Genomic DNA, 20,799 nt, shown 5'->3' on the forward strand with positions numbered 1-20,799 from the left:
CCCCCCTAGTCTTTTTCGGTTCCTAAGAACTTCGAACGATCCAAGAGCTTTTCAATCCAGCTAACCAAGAGGCCGGCAAAGAAGAAAATCGAGCAGTAACGGGCAATGAAGAGCAAGACCAACATGCCAAAGTGGTAGTTGCCGTAGCCCGAGTGGATGAACTGCCAAGCAAAAGTCACAACCGTTCCTGTCAAAGTCGACAGCCAAAGGCCAAGCTTCCAGTTCTTATAACCCGTCAAGGTAAAGCCAATTTCGGACCCGGCACCTTGAATCAAACCAGAGAGCAGCGTTGCCACGCCCCAGTAGCCACCGAGAAACATTTCACCGGCGGCCCCAATCATCTCGGCCAGAAGTGCCGTCCCAGGCTTTTTCAAAACATAGGCAGCCAAGGGACCGGCCATCATCCAAACGCCGATGGTTAGTTCACCAGCAAAGGCTTGAAGGCCGATCGCGGTCAGGCCACCCGAAATAATCTGATACAGCGGGTCCATCAAAAAGTAAATGACTGAGAAAATAATCCCAATCAAGGCCAGTAAGATGGCGTCCCGTAATTTCCATTGTGTATTCTTCATGCTTTCCTCCTTTTTTATCAGGGGGACCATTGACAGCACAGAGCCAATAAAAAAATCACTCGTCTGGACGGAATCCAGCACGAGTGATCACGAAAAAGCTTGTGCGAACTCCCTACGCTGGTATTAACCAACAGGTTCAATGGGTCTTATCTCAACCAAAAAGGTACCCCAGTTCTTGTATGCAATTAAATACAGCAATAATATACCAAGGCCCCAGTCAGCTTTCAAGTTTTATTTCATAAAAGTTTGAAAAGTCGCCCTTGCACTTCCCGGAAAAATCACCTATATTGTAAGTATACTTATTTGATGAAAAGGAATTTAAAATGACTTCATCCGAATCCATTCAGGCCTTTCAAAATTCAACCTCCCAGGCCTTCTTTGCCCTCTACACCGACTGGTACCGGCAAATGAAGAGTCAATTGCGCCGTTTACAGCTCACCCATCCACAGGTGCAGGTCTTGGCCGCCCTGCAGGACCTGGCTTTAACAGAAGAGGAAGTTACCCAGGTAATGGTCGCCAACAAAGCCAACATTGATCCCATGACGGCTTCGGCCATCATCACCAAATTGGCTCGCGAAGACTTTATCGACCGCTTCCCAGGCAAGAAGAAGCAGCGGACCAAGGCCCTACGCATCAATGAAAATGGTCAAAAGCAGCTGGACCAGGCCTTAGCCGTTTTAGCTGACTTTGAAAAAGAATACTGGAAAGATCAAAATCCCAACCGAAAAGAATTGATTCAAACGGTTAAAAACCGCCTATAAAAAGCGCCTAGCCTTTCGCTAAGCGCTTTTTGTTTGCTTTACTTCGTTGCTGAATTAGCCGCTTCTTCAACCGCCCGCAACTGCTTTTCCTTGAAGACCAAGGCAATCAACAGTGCGATGGCCAGTACTGCTGCAGCATAGATCACGTTTGAGCCCATTTGCCAGCCATAGCGGTTGACCAAAAGACCAATCAGTGCCGTCGCAATGGTTTCGCCAAAGATGTACTGGAAGAAGCCCATGAAGCCGGTTGAAAGTCCCAGCGCATAGTTTGGCACCGCTTCGTTGACCATCAGTCCAACCAAAGAAAGTGGCGTATAAATGAGCGTGCCCATTAAGAAGAGCACGACAACCAAGAGGGCCTGGTTTTCGGATGTAAAGTAGATGGCCAAGCAGCCCAACATGCCAAGGGCGGACAGCAAGCAGATTAAGGCCCGACGACCGTTTAACAGGTCCGAAAGAGCACCTAAGGCAATCACACCAGGCACGGCTGAAAGCTCAAAGATTCCAACAAACCACTTGGCCCAAGTTACGGAAAAGCCCTTGGTTGGCAAGTAGGAAGGAATCCATGACAGAATGCCATAGCGAACAATGTAAATCGACATGGAAGTCAGCGTCACCAACCAAACCACGCGGTTCAACAAGATACTGTGCAAGAAAATCTGCCCAAAGGAAGGCCGAGCAGCCTTTTCTGAGCGGACCTGGCCCTGACCATCCACTTCAACGTAGCCGGTAAAGGTCCCAATGTCAGGTAAACCCACACTCTGTGGCGTATCCGTGTTAATTAAGAGCATTAGTGTGGCAATCGTTGCTGAAACAACGGAGGCAACCACAAAGACCATGGTCAAGGAACCGGAAAATAGGAAAGTCGCCAATTGAATCGAGGCCACACAGAGGAAGGCACCGGCGTTATGAGCCGAAGCCCAGATGGAGAAAATCGAACCGCGGTGCCTCTTTGAAAACCAAAGGGAAATCTGACGCTGACAGGCCGGTGCCCCCATTGACTGCGTCACCGCAATCAAGAGCATCAAGATCAAAATCAGATAAAAGTTCTTTGTATAACCAATCAAGAGGTTAAAGAAGGCAGAGAGGTAAAGGCCAATGGCCAAGAACCAGCGGGCGTTCAAGCGGTCAACCAAGGCGCCCATAAAAATCTTGGCAATGCCGTACCCCACGCCAAAGGTCGATAAGATCAACCCGATTTGGCCTAGGTCAAAGCCATAGGCCTTCATGATGTGCACTTGCTCCGTCGTAAAGACCAAGCGAATGATGTAGTAACCAATGTATGAAAAGGACGTTGCCAGCAAAACACCGATCTGGCGGCGCTTGTAGGTTGCTGCCTGTCCCCTTGCTGACCGATCAACGGTCTTCTTGAATGCAAACATAATCGAATCCTCGTTTCCTAAAGTAAATGAAAGAGGCTTGGGCTGGTCGATTTAATGCTGACCGGCTTGGAGCCCCAGGATATCGAAGGGCCTTTCACCCTTAACTCTATTTAAATTTTAGATAATCTTTTTAAAATTGTCAAACACTTTCTGAATAAAAAGTCCATTTAAATACAAATGTAAGCTCTTTCATTTATCATTTATGAACAAACACCAGTAAAATATTCATTAAAAATTTAAAAAAGAGTGCAATCCTTCGCACACCTTTTCAAAAGCATCAAAAAAGTCCTTCGAAAAAATTCGAAAGACTTTTTTTTAAAATTATTTTTTCTTGTACATTCGATAGATGCTTTGTGCTTCTTCTACCGGCAAATAACGACATTCCACCAGGGACACGCCGTTATCCGAACGGATTAAAACGGCTAAGTGCGCCCGTTTTTTAGAAAGTGATAGCCAAAGAGATTGGTTAATGGACATGGACTGAATCCGGTCCCAGGGCACGTAAACCGTCTTCTTCGCAAAGAAATGGGCCGACTGTAAGACTAAAACCGAATCATCTAGAATTCGCTTTGTCCCCGTCACCCGCCCCTTATAGAAGCCAAGAGAAAAAGCGAAGAGTGAAAGCAAGACGGAAAGTATGATCGTCAGCGGATTCAAAAAGAAGTAAAGCGTCCAACCAAAGAGGAGCCAGAGCAAGACAAGGGCATTGCGCCCCATTGTCAACGACTGGTACAAGCCCTTTGCTTCGATTTTTAGATTCACTGGCGCAACAAGCTTTGGTAAAAAGTCGGAAGCAAGCCGCGCCGCATCAGCCATCTTAACCAGTGGCAAGAGCGTTGGCAGCCGCTTGGCCACTTCATCGTCCCCGTTTCGATCCGTAATGATTCGCAGACGGACCGTGGCCAGTCCGAATAAGTTGCGCCAGATATTTTGTTCAATCTGTAAACTTTGAATGCGGTTTTCTGCCAGAGACAGGGAGCGAACTTCGAAGAGCCCCCGCTTGATCTGCAGGTAACTCCCCTCTTTTTTAACCGAAAAGCCATAGTAGAGAACAATTGTTTTAACGATGTTAAAGGCAAAGAGCAGGATTAAAAAGGCCAGAACAAGGCCGATTACAATACTAATGCCTAAGGCCGTCATCTCAGAAAAAATCTGTCCGTACAGTTGCCCATCGCGATCAACTCTGGAAAGCAATCCAAAAAGGAAGGCAAACTGAAGGAGAACCTCCGGTGCCGTAATGGCGTAAAGAAAGAGGGAACCAGTCGAACTTCGAAAGGCCCGTTGTCCAGATGGCCCTTCTTCATTATCATCGCTGACTGCTTGATCGTTCTGCTGAAGCCGTTCTTGACGAGCAAGCGCGTCAAGGTCTGGCTGCTTTTCTTCTTTTGACTTGGCCACCAGCGCCAGTAAATCAGCTAATGGCAAGTCGGCCTGTTGATGCTTTTGCTCTAAGACCCAGGTTAACCAGGAAGGAATGACCGGCAGCTTAATTTGGTTCTGCCGTTCTCCACCATGGCCGGCTGAATCCACCGAGATTTTTTCCAATTGAAAGGGTTTTAAGAAGAACCACTGGGAGCGGTGGATATTTTGAATTTTATCATAGGGCAAGTGCCGCCAGCGCTTGTGAATGATGCCAGAGGTCAAGACTAGCTCGTGCTCGGTCAGCCAGTAGCGCTGCTTGAAAAAGTCCAGTACTTCAAAGCCCAGCCAAAGCCCCGCTGCCAGTACCCACTGCCACCAGGTCAGGTGGAGAAAGGCGAAAACTGTCAGCACAGCAAAAAAGAGCGTCTTCCCATCTGACAGTAACTGCTCCAAAAAAGCCAGAAAATGGAAATGCCTAGGCTTCATGGCGGGCCTCCTTGGCCAAGGCCATGACCCGGTCCTTAAAGGCTTGGGCGGTTTCCTTTTGCAGAGCCTCGACTTCATGGTGGGAACCACCCGTCACCAGCACCACTCGTTGCAGGTGGAACATCTGGAGCAAGGGCCCCTGCTCCAGATCAACGTTTTGAATTCGATCAATCGGAATGGCCGTCAATCGACGGAAGAAGAACCCCTTTTGAATTTCAACGCTCGTTTCGTTGACTTGGTAGTGGTAAACGGCATAGCGATAATGTACCAAGAAGAAGCCAAAGAGAATCAGAAAAACAGCCAGGCAAAGCAGGCTTTCCATCAGCCATTCTGGTAAGGACCAGTGTAAAACGATTGGCAAGAGCCAGTGTAAACCGGCTAGAACGGCTAAAATAACCACCGTCGAAATCGCTTCCATCAAATACCAGACGACTTTCATCTGCTTTGGTAAATTCTGCATACCTTCTTCTCTCCTCAACCTCTACTAGCAAGCGCCAGCACCTTTTTATAAGTCAACTTATTAATCAATCACCGTTTGCGGCCAAAATAGCCGCGTGAACGGCATGGCGGAAGCCGTGTTCATCCAGGGCGAGGACGCCACGGATGGTCGTGCCACCGGGTGACGTAATCTGCCCCTTCAAATCGGCAGTGGACAAATCAGACTCCTGTGCCAAAACCGCCGTTCCCCGAACCACTGAGGCCACGAGCGAGGCAGCCTTTGCTCGGTCCAATCCCTTGGAAACGGCCGCATCCTCCATGGCATCCATCAACACGTCAATAAAGGCTGGGGAACAGCCGCCAACAACTCCAGCAATGCTGAGTTGGTCTTCCTTAACGACTAAGACGTCTCCCAGGCTCTCTAATAGCCCTTTAACGACTTCAGTCTGATCAGCCCTTGCACCCTCATCAACGGCCAGTGCAATCGTTCCAGCCTGTACAGCAACCGGAATGTTTGGGATGAAGGGATAAATGGGATTTTCTGCTGCCACTGCCTTCAAGTCACGGGCAGAAACAGCGGCGGCGGCTGAAAGGACAATGGTTTTTTCAGACAAGCCGGCATCGACCAGTTCCTTCAGAGTCGCTACCGTAGCCTTTGCCGGCACCGTCAAAATCAACAGGTCGAGATTGGCTGAAACAAAGTCCTCTGCCGTCTGATAAGCAGTCAGACCAAGCTTTTTGGCCTTTGCAGCATTTGACGACTTTGACACAAGGGTCAAATCGGTCAACAAGTCCTGCTTCAAAAAACCCTGGGCCAGGGCCGTTCCCATGTGTCCTAATCCAACAATTCCAACGTTCATCAAAAGCCTCCAAAAGAATTTCTTTTCATAATTTTAGCATAAAAGCACTGGTAGCACGCCTTCAATCAAAAAAGTCGGCAATCAAAGGATTGCCGACTAAGTGTTAAAAGCTATCGTGATTAAACTTTTTTGATAAAGGCAAAGATGGTCATGACAGCAAGCCAAACCAAAGCCAATACCGTGGTAAACATTGTCGCCTTGGAAATCAGCATCAAGACAAAGATCAAGGCGAGGAAGATAATCGTTAAGTAATTTGAAACCGGTGCAAAAGGCAGCTTGAAGCCAGCAACTTTTTCAACCGTTCCCTTCTTAGCCTGCTTCTTATAAACCAAGTGCGTGACCATCAAGGCCATGTAAATGATTAAGAAGGCAGCGGAGGCCGTTGATGAAATCAAGCTGAAGGCATCCGTTGGGAAGAAGTAGTTCACGACAACGGACAGACCGACAATCAAAGTTGACAGGTTGATGGCGTTGCGTGGAATCTGGTTCTTATTCAATTGACCAAAACGAGACTTTGGACCGGCCAATGAATAGAGCATCCGGCCGGTAGTAAAGAAGGCCGAGTTAATGGCTGAGGCGGCAGCCGTCAAGACAACGAAGTTAATCAGGGCAGCGGCTGACTGAACGCCAATGCCGGAAAAGACCTGAACGAATGGCGATTCACCGGCTTGGTAATTCGTCCATGGCTGAATAATCATAATAGCGGACAGGGCCCCAATGTAGAAGATCAAGATTCGAACGACAATCGAGTTAACCGCCCGTGGAATGGTCTGCAGTGGATCCTTTGTTTCAGCCGCCGTCACCCCAACGAACTCAACCCCCAGAAAGGAGAAGAAGGCCATTTGGAAGGCCGCTAAGAGCGTTTTTCCGTGGTTTGCAATCAAGCCATGTGACCAAAGGGTTGAAAATTCAGTCTTTCCCATGGCCGTGTGGACTTGGCCCAATGCCAAAATCAAGCCGGTCACAATCATGGCGATGATGGCCGTGACTTTAATCATGGAGAACCAGAATTCCGCTTCACCAAAGGCCTTAACGGCAATGACGTTAACCAGGTACAAGACCACTAAGAAGGCCAATTCCCAAGGCCAGGTAGGCAGATTTGGGAACCAGTAATGCATGTAGGTTCCAATGGCCGTTAACTCCGTCATGGCAATGACAATCCAGCCAATCCAGTAGGTCCAACCAAGGACAAAGCCGGCCTTCTTGCCCAGGTACTGGGTCATAAAGTCAATAAAGACTGGCTTGGAATCGTCTGAAATCAGCAGTTCCCCGAGGGCCCGCATCATGGCAAAGACGAAGAGTCCGGTAATAATGTAAACCAGCAAAATGGCTGGTCCTGCTTTTTCAATCGATGAGCCGGCCCCTAAGAACAGTCCGGTACCAATTGTTCCCCCAAGGGCGATCATCGCCACGTGTCGATGGGAAAGCGTTCGGGCAAAGCCCTGTTGTTCATCTGACATACAAATACTCCTTTGCATTTCCTCTCTAGTAGTCTATACTGACTTTATAAATAAGTAAAACTAAACCTTTTCAATTTAAAGTGAAAAAGTTTCATCGAGGTCCTATGAAAATCTTCACCTACCAAATCTTTGCTTCCGTAGCCGAAACCGGCTCCTTTAAAAAAACGGCGGCTGCACTGAACGTGACCCCTTCCGCGGTTTCCCACGCCATTGATAACATGGAAAAGGAACTGGGCTTGCCCCTCCTCATCCGCAATCGCTCCGAAATGGTCCTCTCTCAGGCCGGTAGCGAATTATTACCAATGGTTGAACGGCTTCTAAATGAGGACCGACAGATTCACACTCGTTCGGCTAAAATCGCTGGCTTAGCTGGTGGAACCCTTCGAATCGGTGCGATTTCTTCGGTCTGTATTGCCTGGCTGCCAACCATCATCCGCCACTTTAAAAAGCAGTACCCGTCTGTCGCCATTACCATCGTGCAGGGTTCCTTTAAGGAAATCGAGCAGGGCGTGGCCCTAGGCCGGATTGACCTTGGCTTTTCCGCCTACCCTGCCCACCACCGGCTCGATGCGGCCTTTTTAATCGACGATGAAATCAAGTGCCTAACCCCAAAGGACTTTGTGCCCAAAAACGGTCATGCCATTTCCCAGGCCGATCTGCGCGGTCAGCACTTCATCTTGCAACGGGCCGACTACGATTCCGATACCAAAGTCGCCCTAGATGAATTAGACGTCAAGCCTCAGGCCATCAACTATTCCATTGATGACCAATCGATTTTGGCCATGGTCGAGGCCGAACTGGGCTGGGGGATTTTGCCAGACTTGGCCCTGACCCGCTTGTCCGGTGAAGTGAGCGCTTATCCCTTTGAACAACCTTACTTTCGCCATCTCGGTCTTCTAACCAATCCATCCGCTGCAAGTGATCCCTTGGTTCAGGCCATGAAGAAGGAAATCCTGTCCTTTACAAAAGACTTTCAAAACAAAAAAGCATCCAAATGAAGCGGATGCTTTTTTTCTTTATTCTTTACTTACCAGGCACGTGAAATCAGCAATACCCCGAAGATAAAGAGGTAAAAGGCGATTAGTAAGACCATGACCGTGGCAGCCAGAATTGGTGAGAAGAGCAAAACAACACCAAAGAAGAGTGAAATCAATCCCAGGACAACCGTCCAGAATGACTGGGCCTTGGTCAATGGCCGAACGACACGGGCCATGTAGACTTCAAAGATTGAGTCCCAAATAAACCAGATGGCGAAGAAAACGCCGATGACCGAAACGCCGGCCACCCAGTGAAAGAGGAAGAGGACGGCGACGACCAGGTCCAGGATGAAGGTGGCTAACCACCAGCCAGAGCTGGCCTGTGCTAACTGACGGTCCGACCAGGCCTCATAGCCAATGATAAAGGCATGAATCAAGGCCAAAAGGCCAAAGAGATAGGTCAATGAGATTAAGGAAGCCAGCGGCTGGTTAATCATCAAGAGCGCCATGATGATAAAAAGAACACCAACGGCAATCGTCCACCAGTTTCGATTATTTCGTTTTTCCTGCATGCTACTTCTCCTTTTCAATTCAAATTGGAAAGACATTCAACCGTCTTTCCCCTTACTTCTTTATTTTAGTCCTCTTTTAGAACTTTGTTAAATCAAAAAAGCAGGAAGAATCCCCTGCTTTTTGCTTTGCTTTTGTGCTTTTAAATGATTACTGGGCCGCCTTGGCAGCAGCAGCCATGGCAACGGATGAAACGTAGTTAATTGGTTGACCAAAGTTTGGCTGGAAGAAAAAGTCGGTCATGGCCAGCTGGTCAATCGTCATCTTGTTCTCAATGGCCAAGGAGACGACGTTGGCTGCCTGTGAAATGTCATGTTTTGACAAGAAGGCTGCGCCCACAATACGCTTCGTGCCCTTCTCCCAAGTCAACGATGCCTGAACCGATGTCGTTGACAACATGAAGTCTGGTCGGTAGTCTTCTTTAATCGTCACCGTTTCGGTATCCACACCCTTGACAGCGGCCGCTTCGACCGTCAAGCCAGTTGCAGCATAGGCCAAGTCGTAGAGTTCAACGGCTGAGGTTGCCTGCGTTCCCTGGTAAGCCACCGTGTTTTTCTCGATGTTCTTTCCAACCAAGACACCCTGACGAACGGCGTTTGTTGCCAGCGGAATGTAATCGTACTTGCCCGTTGGGTTGTAGAAGACCGTTGCGGCATCACCGGCAGCAAAGACACCGGGCACAGACGTTTCCATGTATTCATTGGTTTCAATTGCCCCGTTTTGAAGCATCTTGACCTGGTCCTTGAAGAGTCCGGTGTTTGGCAGGAAGCCAATACCCAAAATGGCAATGTCGGCTTCGTAAGAGCCCTTGTCGGTGTTGACTTTGATACCCGTTTCGGTCTCTTCGAAGGATTCCACCATTTGGTTCAAGGCCAATTCTACGCCGTGTTCCACGTATGCGTCTTCAAAGACCTGTGAAAAGTCGGCTGAGGTGTTCTTGGCCAAAACCCGGTCCAAGCCGTCGATCAAGGTGACCTGCTTGCCGTTCACGGAAAGTTGCTCAGCCAATTCGGCCCCGATATAGCCGGCCCCGATCACGATGGCGGACTTGATTTCAGGCGTCACCTTCTTCAAATCGTTGGCGTTATCCCAGTTCTTTGAATCAAAGACACGGTCGGAATAAATTCCTGGCAAGTTTGGCTTGATGGCCTTGGAACCAGTGGTGATTACAATCTTGTCGTAATCAGCAGCCGCTTCCTTGCCAGAGTCCAGGTCCTTGTATACCAGGTGCTTGTTAGCCAAGTCGGCCTCCGTCACCTCGGTTCCCATGTGCATGGTAATCCCCTGGGCGTTCAGGGATTCGGGTGATTCGTAAAACATCTTTTCTGGAGATGACACGTGGTCACCAATCCAAAGAGCGATTCCACAGGACAAAAAGGAAACCGTCTGATTCTTTTCAAAAACATCGATTTCGGCTTCTGGGTGTTCTGCCTTGATTTGCTTTGCGGAGAATACACCTGCGTGCGTTGCGCCAATAACTGCTACTTTCATGAAAAACTCCTTTAGGTGTGCTTTCATTACAATTGTTATCTCAATTATACAATCGTAATGAAGTTTGTCAACAACTTCACGAAGATTCACAAAGACTTTTTACGGCAAGAAAAAAACACCCCGGAGGGTGTTTTTAGAAGGTTTTACTTAACTGCTTCCTTCAATGCCTTACCAGGCTTGAATGCAGGAACCTTTGATGCAGGAATTTGGATTTCTTCCTTCGTTTGTGGGTTGCGTCCCTTGCGGGCTGCACGTTCACGAACTTCGAAGTTACCAAAGCCGATCAATTGAACCTTTTCGCCCTTCTTCAAAGCGTCTTCAATTGATGACAATACGGCTGCAACAGCCTTATCAGCATCCTTCTTAGTTAAACCAGTCTTCATTGCGACTGAGTCGATCAATTCTTGCTTGTTTGCCATTCCTAATCTCCTTGCAAAAAATTAATTTAGAATACCTGCTGATGTGACAACCGTCAACAGGCTGGGAACGCTACCGTAGCAACTTCCATATGACAAGCTTAGCACAACTAAATTAAAATGTGTAGGAAAAAACGTGAATTTAATACTTGAAATGTTAATTTAACGGGCTTTCAAGAGGAATTTACTTCCGCTGACGAATAATCAGCTTAATTGGCGTACCAGAAAAGTCAAAGGCGGAGCGAATCTGGTTCTCTAAGAAGCGCTGGTAGGAGAAGTGCATCAACTCCACGTCGTTGACAAAGACCACAATTGTTGGCGGTGCCACGGCCACCTGTGTGGCGTAGTAAACGCGCAAACGTCGACCATTATCAGACGGTGCCGGATTGGTTGCCAACGCATCCATCAAGACGTCGTTTAGCATGGATGAGGAAATCCGCTTTTGGTGGTTCTCGTTGACGGCCAGAATCATGTCTGGCAAGCGATCCAAGCGCTGCTTGGTCTTAGCCGACACAAAGACAATCGGTGCGTAATCCAAGAACTTGAAACGGTCGCGAATCACGTTCTCAAAGTCCTGCATCGTGTGGGTGTCCTTTTCAATGGCGTCCCACTTGTTAACGACAATGACCAGGGCCTTTCCAGCATCGTGGGCATAACCGGCCACGTGCGTGTCCTGTTCACGGATTCCCGTTTCGGCATCCAAGACCATCAAGACGACTTCGGAGTCGTCAATGGCCTTCATGGCCCGCATCACGGAATACTTTTCCGTGTTTTCATAGACCTTGCCTCGCTTACGAATGCCGGCCGTATCGACCATGACGAACTCGTCCCCTTCCGGAGTCATGAAGCGGGTGTCAATGGCATCGCGGGTCGTTCCTTCGATGTTTGAGACAATCATCCGGTCCTCGCCCAAGATGGCGTTAACAATCGATGACTTTCCAACGTTTGGACGGCCGATGATGGAGAAGCGAACCGCTTCATCATCTTGGACGGCCGCTTCATCTGGGAAGTGCTTGACGACCTGGTCCAAGACATCACCCAAACCAATTCCGTGTGAACCAGAAACGGGATAGGGATCGCCTAAGCCAAGGGAGTAGAAGTCATAGATATCAGCCCGCATTTCCGGGTTATCGACTTTGTTAACGGCCAAGACGACGGGCTTGTCCGTTCCGTACAAGAGGTTGGCCACGGCCTGATCATCGGCCGTCAGCCCCTCTCGACCAGAGACAACCATGACAATCACGTCGGCCTCATCAATGGCCACTTCCACCTGACCACGAATTTCAGTCAGAAACGGGGCGTTCCCCATTTCCAACCCTCCCGTGTCAATCACGCGAAAGTCATAGTTCAACCATTCAGCACGTGCGTACAAACGGTCACGGGTTACTCCTGGCATGTCTTCGACAATGGCCATTCGTTCCCCAACGATTCGGTTAAAGAGCGTTGACTTACCGACGTTTGGTCGGCCGACAACAGCTACAACTGGTGCTGCCATAATCTGCTCCTTTCTTTTCAATAAAAAAAGACTGGCAAGCCAGCCTTTTTATGTCATCTTACAACTTGTCGCCGAACAGGTCGCCCAAAGTAGCGGCACCTTCATCGTCTTGTTGGTAAGCTGCAACGTCGGCACGTGAAGCACCGTTTGAGTCTTCGTGATCTTCACGCTTGTTAGCAGGCTTTTCTTCCAAAGCCTTCATTGACAATGAGATACGTTCTTCTTGTGGCTTAACGTCCAAGACCTGTACCTTCACCTTGTCACCTGACTTCAAAACGTCAGCTGGGTTTTCAACACGCTTGTGTGAAATTTGTGAAACGTGAACCAAACCTTCGATACCAGGGAAGATTTCAACGAATGCACCGAAGTCCTTGACACGCTTAACCGTTCCTTCAAGGACAGTACCAGCTGGTGCCTTTTCAGCAACTTCGTCCCATGGTCCAGGCTGCGTTGCCTTGATTGACAATGAGATACGGCCACGTTCAGTGTCCAAGGCCAAGATCTTAACGTTAACCTTTTCACCCTTTGACAAAACGTCGGCTGGGTTCTTCACACGGTCGTGTGAGATTTCTGAAACGTGAACCAAACCATCAACGCCGCCCAAGTCAACAAAGGCACCGAAGTCAGTCAAACGAGCAACCGTTCCTTCAACAACTTCGCCAACGGCCAAGCGTGAGAAGGCTTCTTGCAACTTTTCGGCACGTTCTTGGGCTGCAACAGCCTTACGTGACAAAATCAAGCGAGCCTTGGCTGGGTCGATTTCGATTACTTCTGCCTTGATGTCTTGTCCCTTGAATTGGTTCAAGTCAGAAACAAAGCGTTCTGCAACCATAGAAGCTGGCACGAATCCGCGGATTCCTGCAACGTCAACGATCAAACCACCGCGAACGGCGTTCAAAACAGTGGCGTCAACAACGTCACCTTCAGCAAATGAGAGCTTTTCCCATGCCTTACGTGCTTCCAAACGCTTCTTTGACAAGAGGTAAGCAACCCCTTCCTTGTCAGACGTTACGTTCGAAACAACAACCGTTTCGATTGAGTCTCCGACCTTCAAGTCGTCGGCCAAGTTTACGCTACGGTCGTCAGAATACTCACGCGCTGGCACAACTCCTTCTTCTCCGGTATGCAAACCAATAACCGCTTGGTTATCGTTGTCGATGGCCAAAACTTCACCAGTTACGACATCGCCTACCTTAATTTGATCAGCACTTTCCAGAGCTGCTAATAATTCGCTGTTAGTATCATTCATGACGTCAAACGTCCTCCTACATTTACACTTATAAGAGTATTTTATCAGAGCTACCCCTTTTTTCCTAGTATTATTTAGAAAAAAGTCTGAGGTGACCCAGCTGCTTTTAACAAAAGGCTTTCGAAAAAAGCAAAGCACACACTTATTACTACTATTTTAGCAGGTCGCCCCCGCAAATCGCAAGAAAAAAGCACCGGCTTATGCCTGGTGCTCTTCGATAATCGTTTTAATTTTAGCAACCACGTCGTCAATCCCAATCCCGGTCGTATCAACTTCGATGGCATCTTTTGCCTTTGTCAGCGGTGAAATGGCCCGGTGAGAATCCTTGTAATCACGTTCCTCGATTTCCTTTTTCAAAGTCTCCAAGTCAACGGCCATGCCCTTTTCCTTGTTTTCCTTGTAACGGCGTTCGGCCCGCTCGTCAACGGAAGCAACGAGGAAAATCTTTACTTGGGCATTTGGCAAAACGGTCGTGCCAATGTCACGGCCATCCATGATGACTGGATTGCTTTCCGTCATTGCCCGCTGCTTGTCAACCATGTCCGTTCGTACGGCGGCGTAGGAAGAAACCAGTGACACGTTATTGGTCACTTCCGTCGACCGAATCGCTTCAGTCACTTCCTCCCCGTTCAAAAAGACACGTTGGACCGGGTTGCCAGGCTTAAACTCGATGGTGATCTTTGGTAGCAAAGCCGTAATCCCGGCTTCGTCTTCATAAGAAAGACCCGCCTTCTTGGCCGCCACGGTCACTGTTCGATACATGGCCCCGGTATCCACGTAAACAAAGTGGAGCTGGCTAGCCAGAATCTTAGCAATGGTTGACTTGCCAGCCGAGGCTGGGCCGTCAATGGCAACTTGGAAAAAAGCGGGTTTTGTCATGGTTAATCGACTACTTTCAATTACTTAATCTTTAAGGATTGACCGGCGTATTGTGAATAGTTTTGAACCGTCAAACCAGGGTTCAAGTTCACAATGTTGGCTGGTGAAGTATTGTGGGTAATGGCGAAGTTATAAAGCGTTTGACCAGCGGCCAAAACAGCTGTATCGGCGTTCGCATTGGCTGCTGCATCTTGGTTGTCAGATGAACTGGCAGCCGCAGATGAACTGTCGGCTGAGGAAGTCATGTCATTAGATGAAGAAGCCTGTGCTGCTTGGCTATCAGCGTTAGAAGACTTTGTCGCCGCCTTCTTGTTTGCTGACTTGGTTGATGATGAGCTTGTCGTCTTTTCCAACTTTGGTTGGTTCTTGACCATTCCATAGACTGGCGCAGAAGCCAGCAGGAACAGTGACAAGAAGACTAAGAAGACCAGCAAACCGCCGTAGTTCTTCTCTTCGCCCTGTTTCTTCTCTTTTTTAGGTCCGTCAAATCGGTTCTTTCGTGAAAGAACTGCACCTTCGTTATTCATTGGGTATGCCTCCAATTTCTTCGTATTTTTAGTCTAACACGAATCGGCCTTTCCAATTGATAACCTTTTCTTAAGGTCGCAACGTTTTCTTAAATGGTGAAAGCGCCTTTACCACCAGAAGGTTCACCGCTGTCCAAACGACACCCTGTAAGAGGTTGAATGGCAGGACCATGCCCCAGAGGTACACGTTTGTACCAATAAACTTGGCAATGTCAAAGTGTGCCAATGATGAATAAAGCGGGATTCCCCAGACGATGTTGGTCACAACGCCCAAAACACCCATGAAGGCGATGGCCACGATAAAGGCCAAAGCCTTGCGGAAGGTATCGTTTGCCAGTTTTGACTTGAACAGGTCAGCAAAAATCACGATGGCTAAGAGGTAGCCAAAGCCAACGATTAAGTTCATTGGCATGCCGATGTAGGTGTTCACCCCTTCGTTTAAGACAACCAGTTTCAGGATGGTCCGCAAGATGAGGACCAGACCAGCTGAACCAATACCATACCAGGAAAGCGCCAGGAAGGCCGGTACGATTGAAAAGTCAATTTTCAAAAAGGATGCCGACGGCAGGATGGCCACTTTTGGAAAGATGGTCAGGGCAAAGGAAATTGCCGTCAGTGCCGAGAGGATGGTTAAACGTTTTGTCGCGTGATTTGTCATGTTTTTCTCCTTTTTTGACCATAAAAAAATGGCCTTGATCTCACGCGGGGCAAAATAAAGGCCAGCCAAAAAAAGACTGTCTTTAAACTTCTTCATACCCGACTGTACGGTCGGCTCTGGATTCTCACCAAATCAACTGCCAAAGCAGGTCACGGGCTTATCAGTTAAACTGCATCACCGCCGGTTGGGACTTGCACCCGACCCCGAAGTTTTTTGTTCTTTCGAACGGTTTCTAGTTTAGCATATCCAAGTAAAAGTGCAAGAAAAAAAGAGCACTTTACCCTGCTCTTGTATCGTATCTATAAAAGATAATGAACTTACTTACGGCGCATGTACCGGTAGTCACCGTTCTTTAATCGCTTGACTTCATCGTGGGAAAGGTCCCGGTAATCACCTGCCTGCAACCCAAGCAAATCCAAAAAGGCGTAGCGGTCACGACGCAGCTTTTCGACTGGGTAACCAACCTTTTGCAACATGTCTTTGACCTGGTGATTGCGCCCTTCGTGAATGGTCATCGTGATAAAGGAAACCTTGCGGTCCTGGTCGACTTTTTCAATGGCAACCCGGGCCGGTGCGGTCTTCTTACCGTTTAAGACAATTCCACGCTTCAATGGGGCCAGGTCGGCCATGTTCGCCACACCCTTGACCTTTGCGGTATAGACCTTATCGACCTTGCCCTTGGGGTGCATGAGCTGGTTGGCCAAGTCCCCGTCGTTTGTCATGATCAAAGCGCCGGTCGTGTCGTAATCCAGTCGGCCAACCGGGTAAACTCGAGCATCGACATCCGTTAGCAAGTCGACAACCGTTTGACGGCCCTTATCATCGGAAGCCGTCGTCACCACCCCGCGGGGCTTGTTTAGAAGGTAGTAGACCTTCTTTTCAGAACCGTCCAGGGGCACGCCATCGACCTTGACTTCATCAGCCGAAGTCACCTTGGTCCCAAGCTTTGAAATTTGTTGGCCGTTAACGGCAACCCGACCCTCCAAAATCAGCTTTTCGGCGGCTCGTCTGGAGGCAATACCCGCTTGGGCAATCACCTTTTGTAAGCGTTCTTCCTTGTCATTTGCCATGGTGAACTCCTTTTTGAATTACTCGGTTCTTTGATTTTCACTATTGTCAGTGGCTTGGCTGGTCGCTTCATTGTTTGAGGCAGTCTCTGCAGCAGCTTCAACACTTGCCTGCCCCGCTTTTGCAGAACCATCAGCGATGTCCCCCTCTTCATCAATTTCGTCGAAGAGTGCCAGTTCATCCTGCTGTTCGTCTGACAAAATCACGTCCTTGATGTCTGGCAATTCCGGCAGTTCCTCCAAGGAACCCAGGCCAAAGTAGTCCAGAAAGTCCGGGGTCGTTCCGTACAAAATGGGTCGGCCGACTTCTTCCTTGCGGCCCACGCCTTCAATCAACTGGTGTAGTTGCAGCTTTTGCAAAGTCCCGGCCGAACGCACACCGCGAATTTGGTCGATCTCCACTCGGGTGATTGGCTGTTGGTAGGCCACGATGACCAGGGTTTCCAACTGTGGCTGGGTCAGCTTCGTGTTGACCGGTAGGTCAAAGTAAGAAGAAACCAGTTTACCAAAGGCCGGCTTAGTGACAAGGACGTAGCGGCCATCGGCCGAGCGAATGGTCAGTGGTCCTTCGTTCTCGTTTAACTTCTGCCACAGTTCGTCAACCAGGGCTGGAATGGCCCCCTTTTCATATTCGGTTAGCTTGGCTAATTCGGCCGCTGACAGGCCGTCCTCCCCTGCCACAAAGAGCAGGGCTTCAATTTGATCAATCGCGTTCATCGTTCACCGCTTTAATTAAAATTTCGTCTGATAAGTCCGCCTGCCAAATGGTCAACTTCTTTTCCTTGGACATTTCAAGCAATCCTAGAAAAGTCATCACCAGATGGTCGACGTCATAGAGCCCGTCAAAGAGCTCGGTAAAAGTCATCGAAGCCGTCTTTGGCAGCGTTTGTAGCTTAGCCTCAATGGTCTTAATGCCATCCCCAATCGTAAAGGATTCGGAACGGACCTGCCTGGTTCGTGGAACCAAGTCCCGCTGCCGGGCTAAGACGTTGTTAAAGGCCAGCTGCAAATCAACCAGAGAAAGGCCCGGTGCCAGTGTCAGCTGCCGCTCCTCCTCCGGCGTTTCATCCGCCAGGGCCGGCCGACCAAAGGACTGCATGCCAACTTCCTGCCGTTCATCAAAGAAAGTCGCGGCCTGCTGGAAGCGTTGGTAGACCAACAGCCGGTTGATCAGTTCCTGCTTTGGATCCAGTCCCTCTTCGTCTGTTTGGTCCTCTTCGACTTCGGGCTGGGGCAGCAAGTCGTTTGACTTGAGCCGAATCAGTTTGGCCGCCATGACCAGGTATTCGGCCGCCACGTCCAACTGCATGGCCTGCTGGTCCTTAATAAAGGACAGATACTGCTCGGTCACCTGGGCAATTGGCAGGGCCAAAATATCCATTTCGTGCTTTTTAATCAGGTGTAAGAGCAGGTCCAAGGGCCCCTCAAAGTCCGTGATTTTAATTGTTAAATCCGCTTTATTAATAGTGCTTTCTCCACTTATCAATGGCAGTTTGGGTATCAAAAGTCCCCATTAAAGTCTTATCGGGGTGCTGTTCTTGTAAATCGGTCAGCATCTGCGACTGAGTCGCCTTCTTCGGTGAGCCCGGGGTCACGATGACCCGGCGAACCAAGATGACTTTGTCCTTGTAGAACTCATAGCCTAAAAGACCCGTGATTGGGTCGTGTGGCTCGTCTTGGAAGAAATAGAGAAAGTAATCGTCTTGCTCGTAGGTCTTCATCACCTCGTTCAAGTGATTGACGTCCTTTAGTTCGGGTACCAAAGAAAAAAGGCCCATGATGGTCTTTTCGTCGTCAGCTCTTGGTTGAATTAACATATGCCCTCCTAAGCGCGGGGATGGAACTGGTCATAGACCTGCGTTAACCGTCCCTTTGAAATATGGGTGTAGATTTGGGTGGTGGAGATATCCGAATGACCAAGAAGCTCTTGGACAATGCGTAAATCGGCACCGTTTTCTAGAATGTGGGTAGCAAAGGAATGGCGGAGCGTGTGCGGCGAAACATCCTTATGAATGTCGGCCTTTGCCACCAGCTGCTTAATTAAAAGCCAGACCCCCTGCCTGGAAATTGGCCGACCGTGATCGTTTAAAAAAATCTGATCGGCCTTCTGCTTCTTCAAAAGCTTTGGGCGACTATCCCGCAAGTAGGTCGACAGCCAGTCAATAGCCACCTCACCAATCGGAATAATTCGCTCCTTATCGCCCTTTCCAATCGTTTGAAGCAAGCCCAGGTCTAGGTGCAGGTCGTCTAACTTTAAGTGAACGAGCTCCGACACACGCAGGCCCGTGGCGTAGAGCAACTCGAGCAAAGCCTTGTTGCGAATTCCAAGCGTGCTCGTTAAATCCGGCACGGCTAACAGGCGGTCCACTTCCTCAACCGTTAAAACGGCTGGCAAGTGCTGGGCCTTCTTGGGCGGTTTGATTGTTTGCATCGGATCATGTGCGACCAGGTTTTCTTTTTTCAAATAGGCAAAGAACTTCCGGAGCGTCGTCACCATTCGGGCAATGGACGAATTGGCCCGGCCCTTTTCCCGTAGCTGGTTTAAAAAAGCGAGCACGAAGACGTGGTCCACTTGTGAAAGGCCCTTTTGCTGCTCTTCTAAAAAGCGAGCAAAGGCGTTCAAATCCTGCTGGTAGGCCTTGACCGTGTTGACCGAAAGGCCCCGTTCCACCTGAATGGCCCGGAGGTAGTCCTGCATTTCTGCCGTCAACATTAATCCGCCAAGCCTTTTTCTGTCAGGCGAATACCATCGTCGACCTGTTCGATCAAGCGGTCCTTGTACAAACGCCCCAAAGCCCGCTTGAACTGGGACTTTGAAAAGCCGAACTGGGCCTTAATGGCTTCCGGTGCGGACTTGTCGTTAAAGGGCAGGAAGTGCTCGGCCTTGCGTTGCAGCTGCAACAGCAGGAACTGGGCATCTTCGTCCATGACCTGGTAGGCCAATGGCTTTAGCGACAGGTTAACGACCCCGTGCTCGTTAACACCAAGCACCCGCACTTCGACCACTTCCCCAAGTCGTGGTTCCACTTCCCGTTGGGATGGGTGGATAAATCCTAAGCAATAGTTCTCCGTTAGAACAAGGGTCCCGACCAACTTGTTGCGGTAGACCGTGGCCTTAATCTTGTCGCCCTTCTTAATACCGGCACCGAGGCGGGCCTGGCGGGAGACGGCTTTGACGATGTCTTGCTGCGCCAACTGGCCCCAGAGACGGCCCTTGTTATCTTCTTTGATGGCCAAGAGCAGGCGATCGCCCTTCTTGGGCCACAAATCGTGAATGGTTGGCAAATCATCCAAGGAAACAACCAGGTCTTTATTGGCCAATCCGATATCAACAAAGACCCCGAGGTCGGAACGGCCCTGGACGACTTTGCCCCAGGCGTACTGATCCTTTTGGATGTCAGGCACGGCCTTGGTAATCTGCAGCCGGTGGTCTTCGTTTTGATAGGCAAAGCCCGTAACAAAACCACCTAGCTTCAAAGGCTTTTCCAGCTCGTCCTTATCGATTTCATAAGTGTGGCCCCCGTCGACCTGGGCGTAAAAAAACTGCCCGTTCTCGTCGGTTACCTTGGCCTTAATGATTTGACCCAATCGTTCTTCCATGCTTTTTCTCCAAACTTCCTGTTTTCTAAGTCAAAAAAGTGGGTTGCCCCACCTTTCGTCTGACTCCGTTCTGATGCTTAGTTAGCCAAGGCCTTCTTGACCGTGTCGGCCACAACCTTCCCGTCGGCACGGCCCTTAGTCTGAGCAGAAACAATGCCCATGACCTTACCCATATCCTTTGGTGACGTAGCACCGGCCTTTTCAATGGCTGCTGCAACGATTTGCTTGATTTCCTCTTCTGAGAGTTGGGCTGGCAAGTATTTGGCCAAGACGTCTAATTCCGCCTGCGTTGCCTCTGCCAAGTCATCACGACCACCCTCTTTGAATTCGGCGATCGATTCCTTGCGCTGCTTCACTTCGCGAGACAAAACGCTCAACTCTTCCTCTTCGGTCAAGTCGTGACCCAGGTTGATTTGTTCGTTCATCACAGCGGACTTGATCTGACGGACAACACCCAAGGTTTGCTTGTCCTTGGCCTTCATGGCCGTCTTCATATCCTCTTGTACCTGTGCTAATAAGCTCATTTTACCCACTCCTTTTAGAAAGTTT

General features: G+C 49.2%; 23 protein-coding genes and 2 riboswitches. Of the genes, 2 read left to right on the forward strand and 21 right to left on the reverse strand.

Annotated features, from left to right (window positions below; translation table 11 throughout):
• Nucleotides 1-5: 5 nt before the first annotated feature.
• Nucleotides 6-572: an ECF transporter S component gene (locus tag G6R28_RS02175; RefSeq protein WP_213792591.1), complete on the reverse strand. Its 567-nt coding sequence runs from the start codon at nt 570-572 to the stop codon at nt 6-8.
• Nucleotides 573-664: 92 nt separating this feature from the next.
• A riboswitch (TPP riboswitch) is annotated at nt 665-753 on the reverse strand.
• Between the two features lie 142 nt (nt 754-895).
• Between G6R28_RS02175 and G6R28_RS02180 the strand changes: the two genes are divergently transcribed.
• Nucleotides 896-1,333 (forward strand): MarR family winged helix-turn-helix transcriptional regulator, encoded by a 438-nt coding sequence (locus G6R28_RS02180; RefSeq protein WP_213792592.1) that lies wholly within the window; start codon nt 896-898, stop codon nt 1,331-1,333.
• A 38-nt stretch (nt 1,334-1,371) separates the two neighbouring features.
• Here the strand turns inward: G6R28_RS02180 and G6R28_RS02185 are convergent, their stop codons facing one another.
• From G6R28_RS02185 to G6R28_RS02205, 5 genes are all read right to left on the reverse strand, one after another.
• Nucleotides 1,372-2,715 carry an MFS transporter gene (locus G6R28_RS02185; protein WP_213792593.1) on the reverse strand — a complete coding sequence of 448 codons (1,344 nt, stop codon included), beginning with the start codon at nt 2,713-2,715 and terminating at the stop codon, nt 1,372-1,374.
• A 321-nt stretch (nt 2,716-3,036) separates the two neighbouring features.
• On the reverse strand, nt 3,037-4,563 hold the full coding sequence (locus G6R28_RS02190) for a PH domain-containing protein (RefSeq protein ID WP_213792594.1): 1,527 nt from the start codon (nt 4,561-4,563) through the stop codon (nt 3,037-3,039).
• On the reverse strand, nt 4,553-5,023 hold the full coding sequence (locus G6R28_RS02195) for a PH domain-containing protein (protein ID WP_213792595.1): 471 nt from the start codon (nt 5,021-5,023) through the stop codon (nt 4,553-4,555). Before G6R28_RS02195 ends, G6R28_RS02190 begins: the two co-directional genes overlap by 11 nt.
• A gap of 64 nt (nt 5,024-5,087) precedes the next feature.
• Nucleotides 5,088-5,861 carry a pyrroline-5-carboxylate reductase family protein gene (locus tag G6R28_RS02200; RefSeq protein WP_213792596.1) on the reverse strand — a complete coding sequence of 258 codons (774 nt, stop codon included), beginning with the start codon at nt 5,859-5,861 and terminating at the stop codon, nt 5,088-5,090.
• A gap of 119 nt (nt 5,862-5,980) precedes the next feature.
• Entirely contained in the window at nt 5,981-7,321 is a 1,341-nt protein-coding gene (locus tag G6R28_RS02205; protein WP_213792597.1) for an amino acid permease, read from the reverse strand.
• A gap of 104 nt (nt 7,322-7,425) precedes the next feature.
• Here G6R28_RS02205 and G6R28_RS02210 point away from each other — a divergent pair, with 104 nt between their 5' ends.
• Complete coding sequence (locus tag G6R28_RS02210; protein ID WP_213792598.1) at nt 7,426-8,319, forward strand: LysR family transcriptional regulator; 894 nt, start codon at nt 7,426-7,428, stop codon at nt 8,317-8,319.
• A 29-nt stretch (nt 8,320-8,348) separates the two neighbouring features.
• Here the strand turns inward: G6R28_RS02210 and G6R28_RS02215 are convergent, their stop codons facing one another.
• The 15 genes from G6R28_RS02215 to G6R28_RS02285 all read right to left on the reverse strand — a co-directional run bounded on the left by G6R28_RS02215 (nt 8,349) and on the right by G6R28_RS02285 (nt 20,774).
• A complete protein-coding gene (locus G6R28_RS02215; protein ID WP_213792599.1) occupies nt 8,349-8,870 on the reverse strand; it encodes an HdeD family acid-resistance protein in 522 nt (173 codons plus the stop codon).
• Nucleotides 8,871-9,018: 148 nt separating this feature from the next.
• Entirely contained in the window at nt 9,019-10,359 is a 1,341-nt protein-coding gene (locus G6R28_RS02220; RefSeq protein ID WP_213792600.1) for an FAD-dependent oxidoreductase, read from the reverse strand.
• 143 nt (nt 10,360-10,502) lie between these two features.
• Nucleotides 10,503-10,778: an HU family DNA-binding protein gene (locus tag G6R28_RS02225; protein WP_010690891.1), complete on the reverse strand. Its 276-nt coding sequence runs from the start codon at nt 10,776-10,778 to the stop codon at nt 10,503-10,505.
• A gap of 181 nt (nt 10,779-10,959) precedes the next feature.
• Nucleotides 10,960-12,270 carry a ribosome biogenesis GTPase Der gene (der, locus tag G6R28_RS02230; RefSeq protein ID WP_213792601.1) on the reverse strand — a complete coding sequence of 437 codons (1,311 nt, stop codon included), beginning with the start codon at nt 12,268-12,270 and terminating at the stop codon, nt 10,960-10,962.
• A 58-nt stretch (nt 12,271-12,328) separates the two neighbouring features.
• Complete coding sequence (gene rpsA / locus G6R28_RS02235) at nt 12,329-13,519, reverse strand: 30S ribosomal protein S1 (RefSeq protein WP_213792602.1); 1,191 nt, start codon at nt 13,517-13,519, stop codon at nt 12,329-12,331.
• A gap of 198 nt (nt 13,520-13,717) precedes the next feature.
• A complete protein-coding gene (gene cmk / locus G6R28_RS02240) occupies nt 13,718-14,398 on the reverse strand; it encodes a (d)CMP kinase (RefSeq protein WP_213792603.1) in 681 nt (226 codons plus the stop codon).
• Nucleotides 14,399-14,418: 20 nt separating this feature from the next.
• Nucleotides 14,419-14,925, reverse strand: coding sequence for a hypothetical protein (locus G6R28_RS02245; RefSeq protein WP_213792604.1), 507 nt, complete (start codon nt 14,923-14,925; stop codon nt 14,419-14,421).
• A gap of 70 nt (nt 14,926-14,995) precedes the next feature.
• The gene (locus G6R28_RS02250; RefSeq protein WP_213792605.1) at nt 14,996-15,583 is read right to left on the reverse strand and encodes an ECF transporter S component; all 588 of its coding nucleotides are present in this window, start codon (nt 15,581-15,583) and stop codon (nt 14,996-14,998) included.
• A gap of 81 nt (nt 15,584-15,664) precedes the next feature.
• Nucleotides 15,665-15,798: riboswitch (FMN riboswitch) on the reverse strand.
• A 102-nt stretch (nt 15,799-15,900) separates the two neighbouring features.
• Complete coding sequence (locus G6R28_RS02255) at nt 15,901-16,653, reverse strand: pseudouridine synthase (RefSeq protein ID WP_213792606.1); 753 nt, start codon at nt 16,651-16,653, stop codon at nt 15,901-15,903.
• A gap of 18 nt (nt 16,654-16,671) precedes the next feature.
• Entirely contained in the window at nt 16,672-17,367 is a 696-nt protein-coding gene (gene scpB, locus G6R28_RS02260) for an SMC-Scp complex subunit ScpB (protein ID WP_213792607.1), read from the reverse strand.
• On the reverse strand, nt 17,354-18,136 hold the full coding sequence (locus G6R28_RS02265) for a segregation and condensation protein A (protein ID WP_238479235.1): 783 nt from the start codon (nt 18,134-18,136) through the stop codon (nt 17,354-17,356). The genes scpB and G6R28_RS02265 overlap by 14 nt, the downstream gene beginning before the upstream one ends.
• A complete protein-coding gene (locus tag G6R28_RS02270) occupies nt 18,111-18,467 on the reverse strand; it encodes a riboflavin biosynthesis protein RibT (RefSeq protein ID WP_213792608.1) in 357 nt (118 codons plus the stop codon). Before G6R28_RS02270 ends, G6R28_RS02265 begins: the two co-directional genes overlap by 26 nt.
• Nucleotides 18,468-18,475: 8 nt before the next feature.
• A complete protein-coding gene (xerD, locus tag G6R28_RS02275; protein WP_213792609.1) occupies nt 18,476-19,363 on the reverse strand; it encodes a site-specific tyrosine recombinase XerD in 888 nt (295 codons plus the stop codon).
• Complete coding sequence (locus G6R28_RS02280) at nt 19,363-20,250, reverse strand: CvfB family protein (protein ID WP_213792610.1); 888 nt, start codon at nt 20,248-20,250, stop codon at nt 19,363-19,365. Before G6R28_RS02280 ends, xerD begins: the two co-directional genes overlap by 1 nt.
• Nucleotides 20,251-20,327: 77 nt before the next feature.
• Nucleotides 20,328-20,774 carry a GatB/YqeY domain-containing protein gene (locus G6R28_RS02285; RefSeq protein ID WP_213792611.1) on the reverse strand — a complete coding sequence of 149 codons (447 nt, stop codon included), beginning with the start codon at nt 20,772-20,774 and terminating at the stop codon, nt 20,328-20,330.
• Nucleotides 20,775-20,799 lie beyond the last annotated feature (25 nt).

The organism is Fructobacillus papyrifericola (assembly GCF_018437235.1).
In the GTDB taxonomy this organism is placed as follows: domain Bacteria; phylum Bacillota; class Bacilli; order Lactobacillales; family Lactobacillaceae; genus Fructobacillus; species Fructobacillus papyrifericola.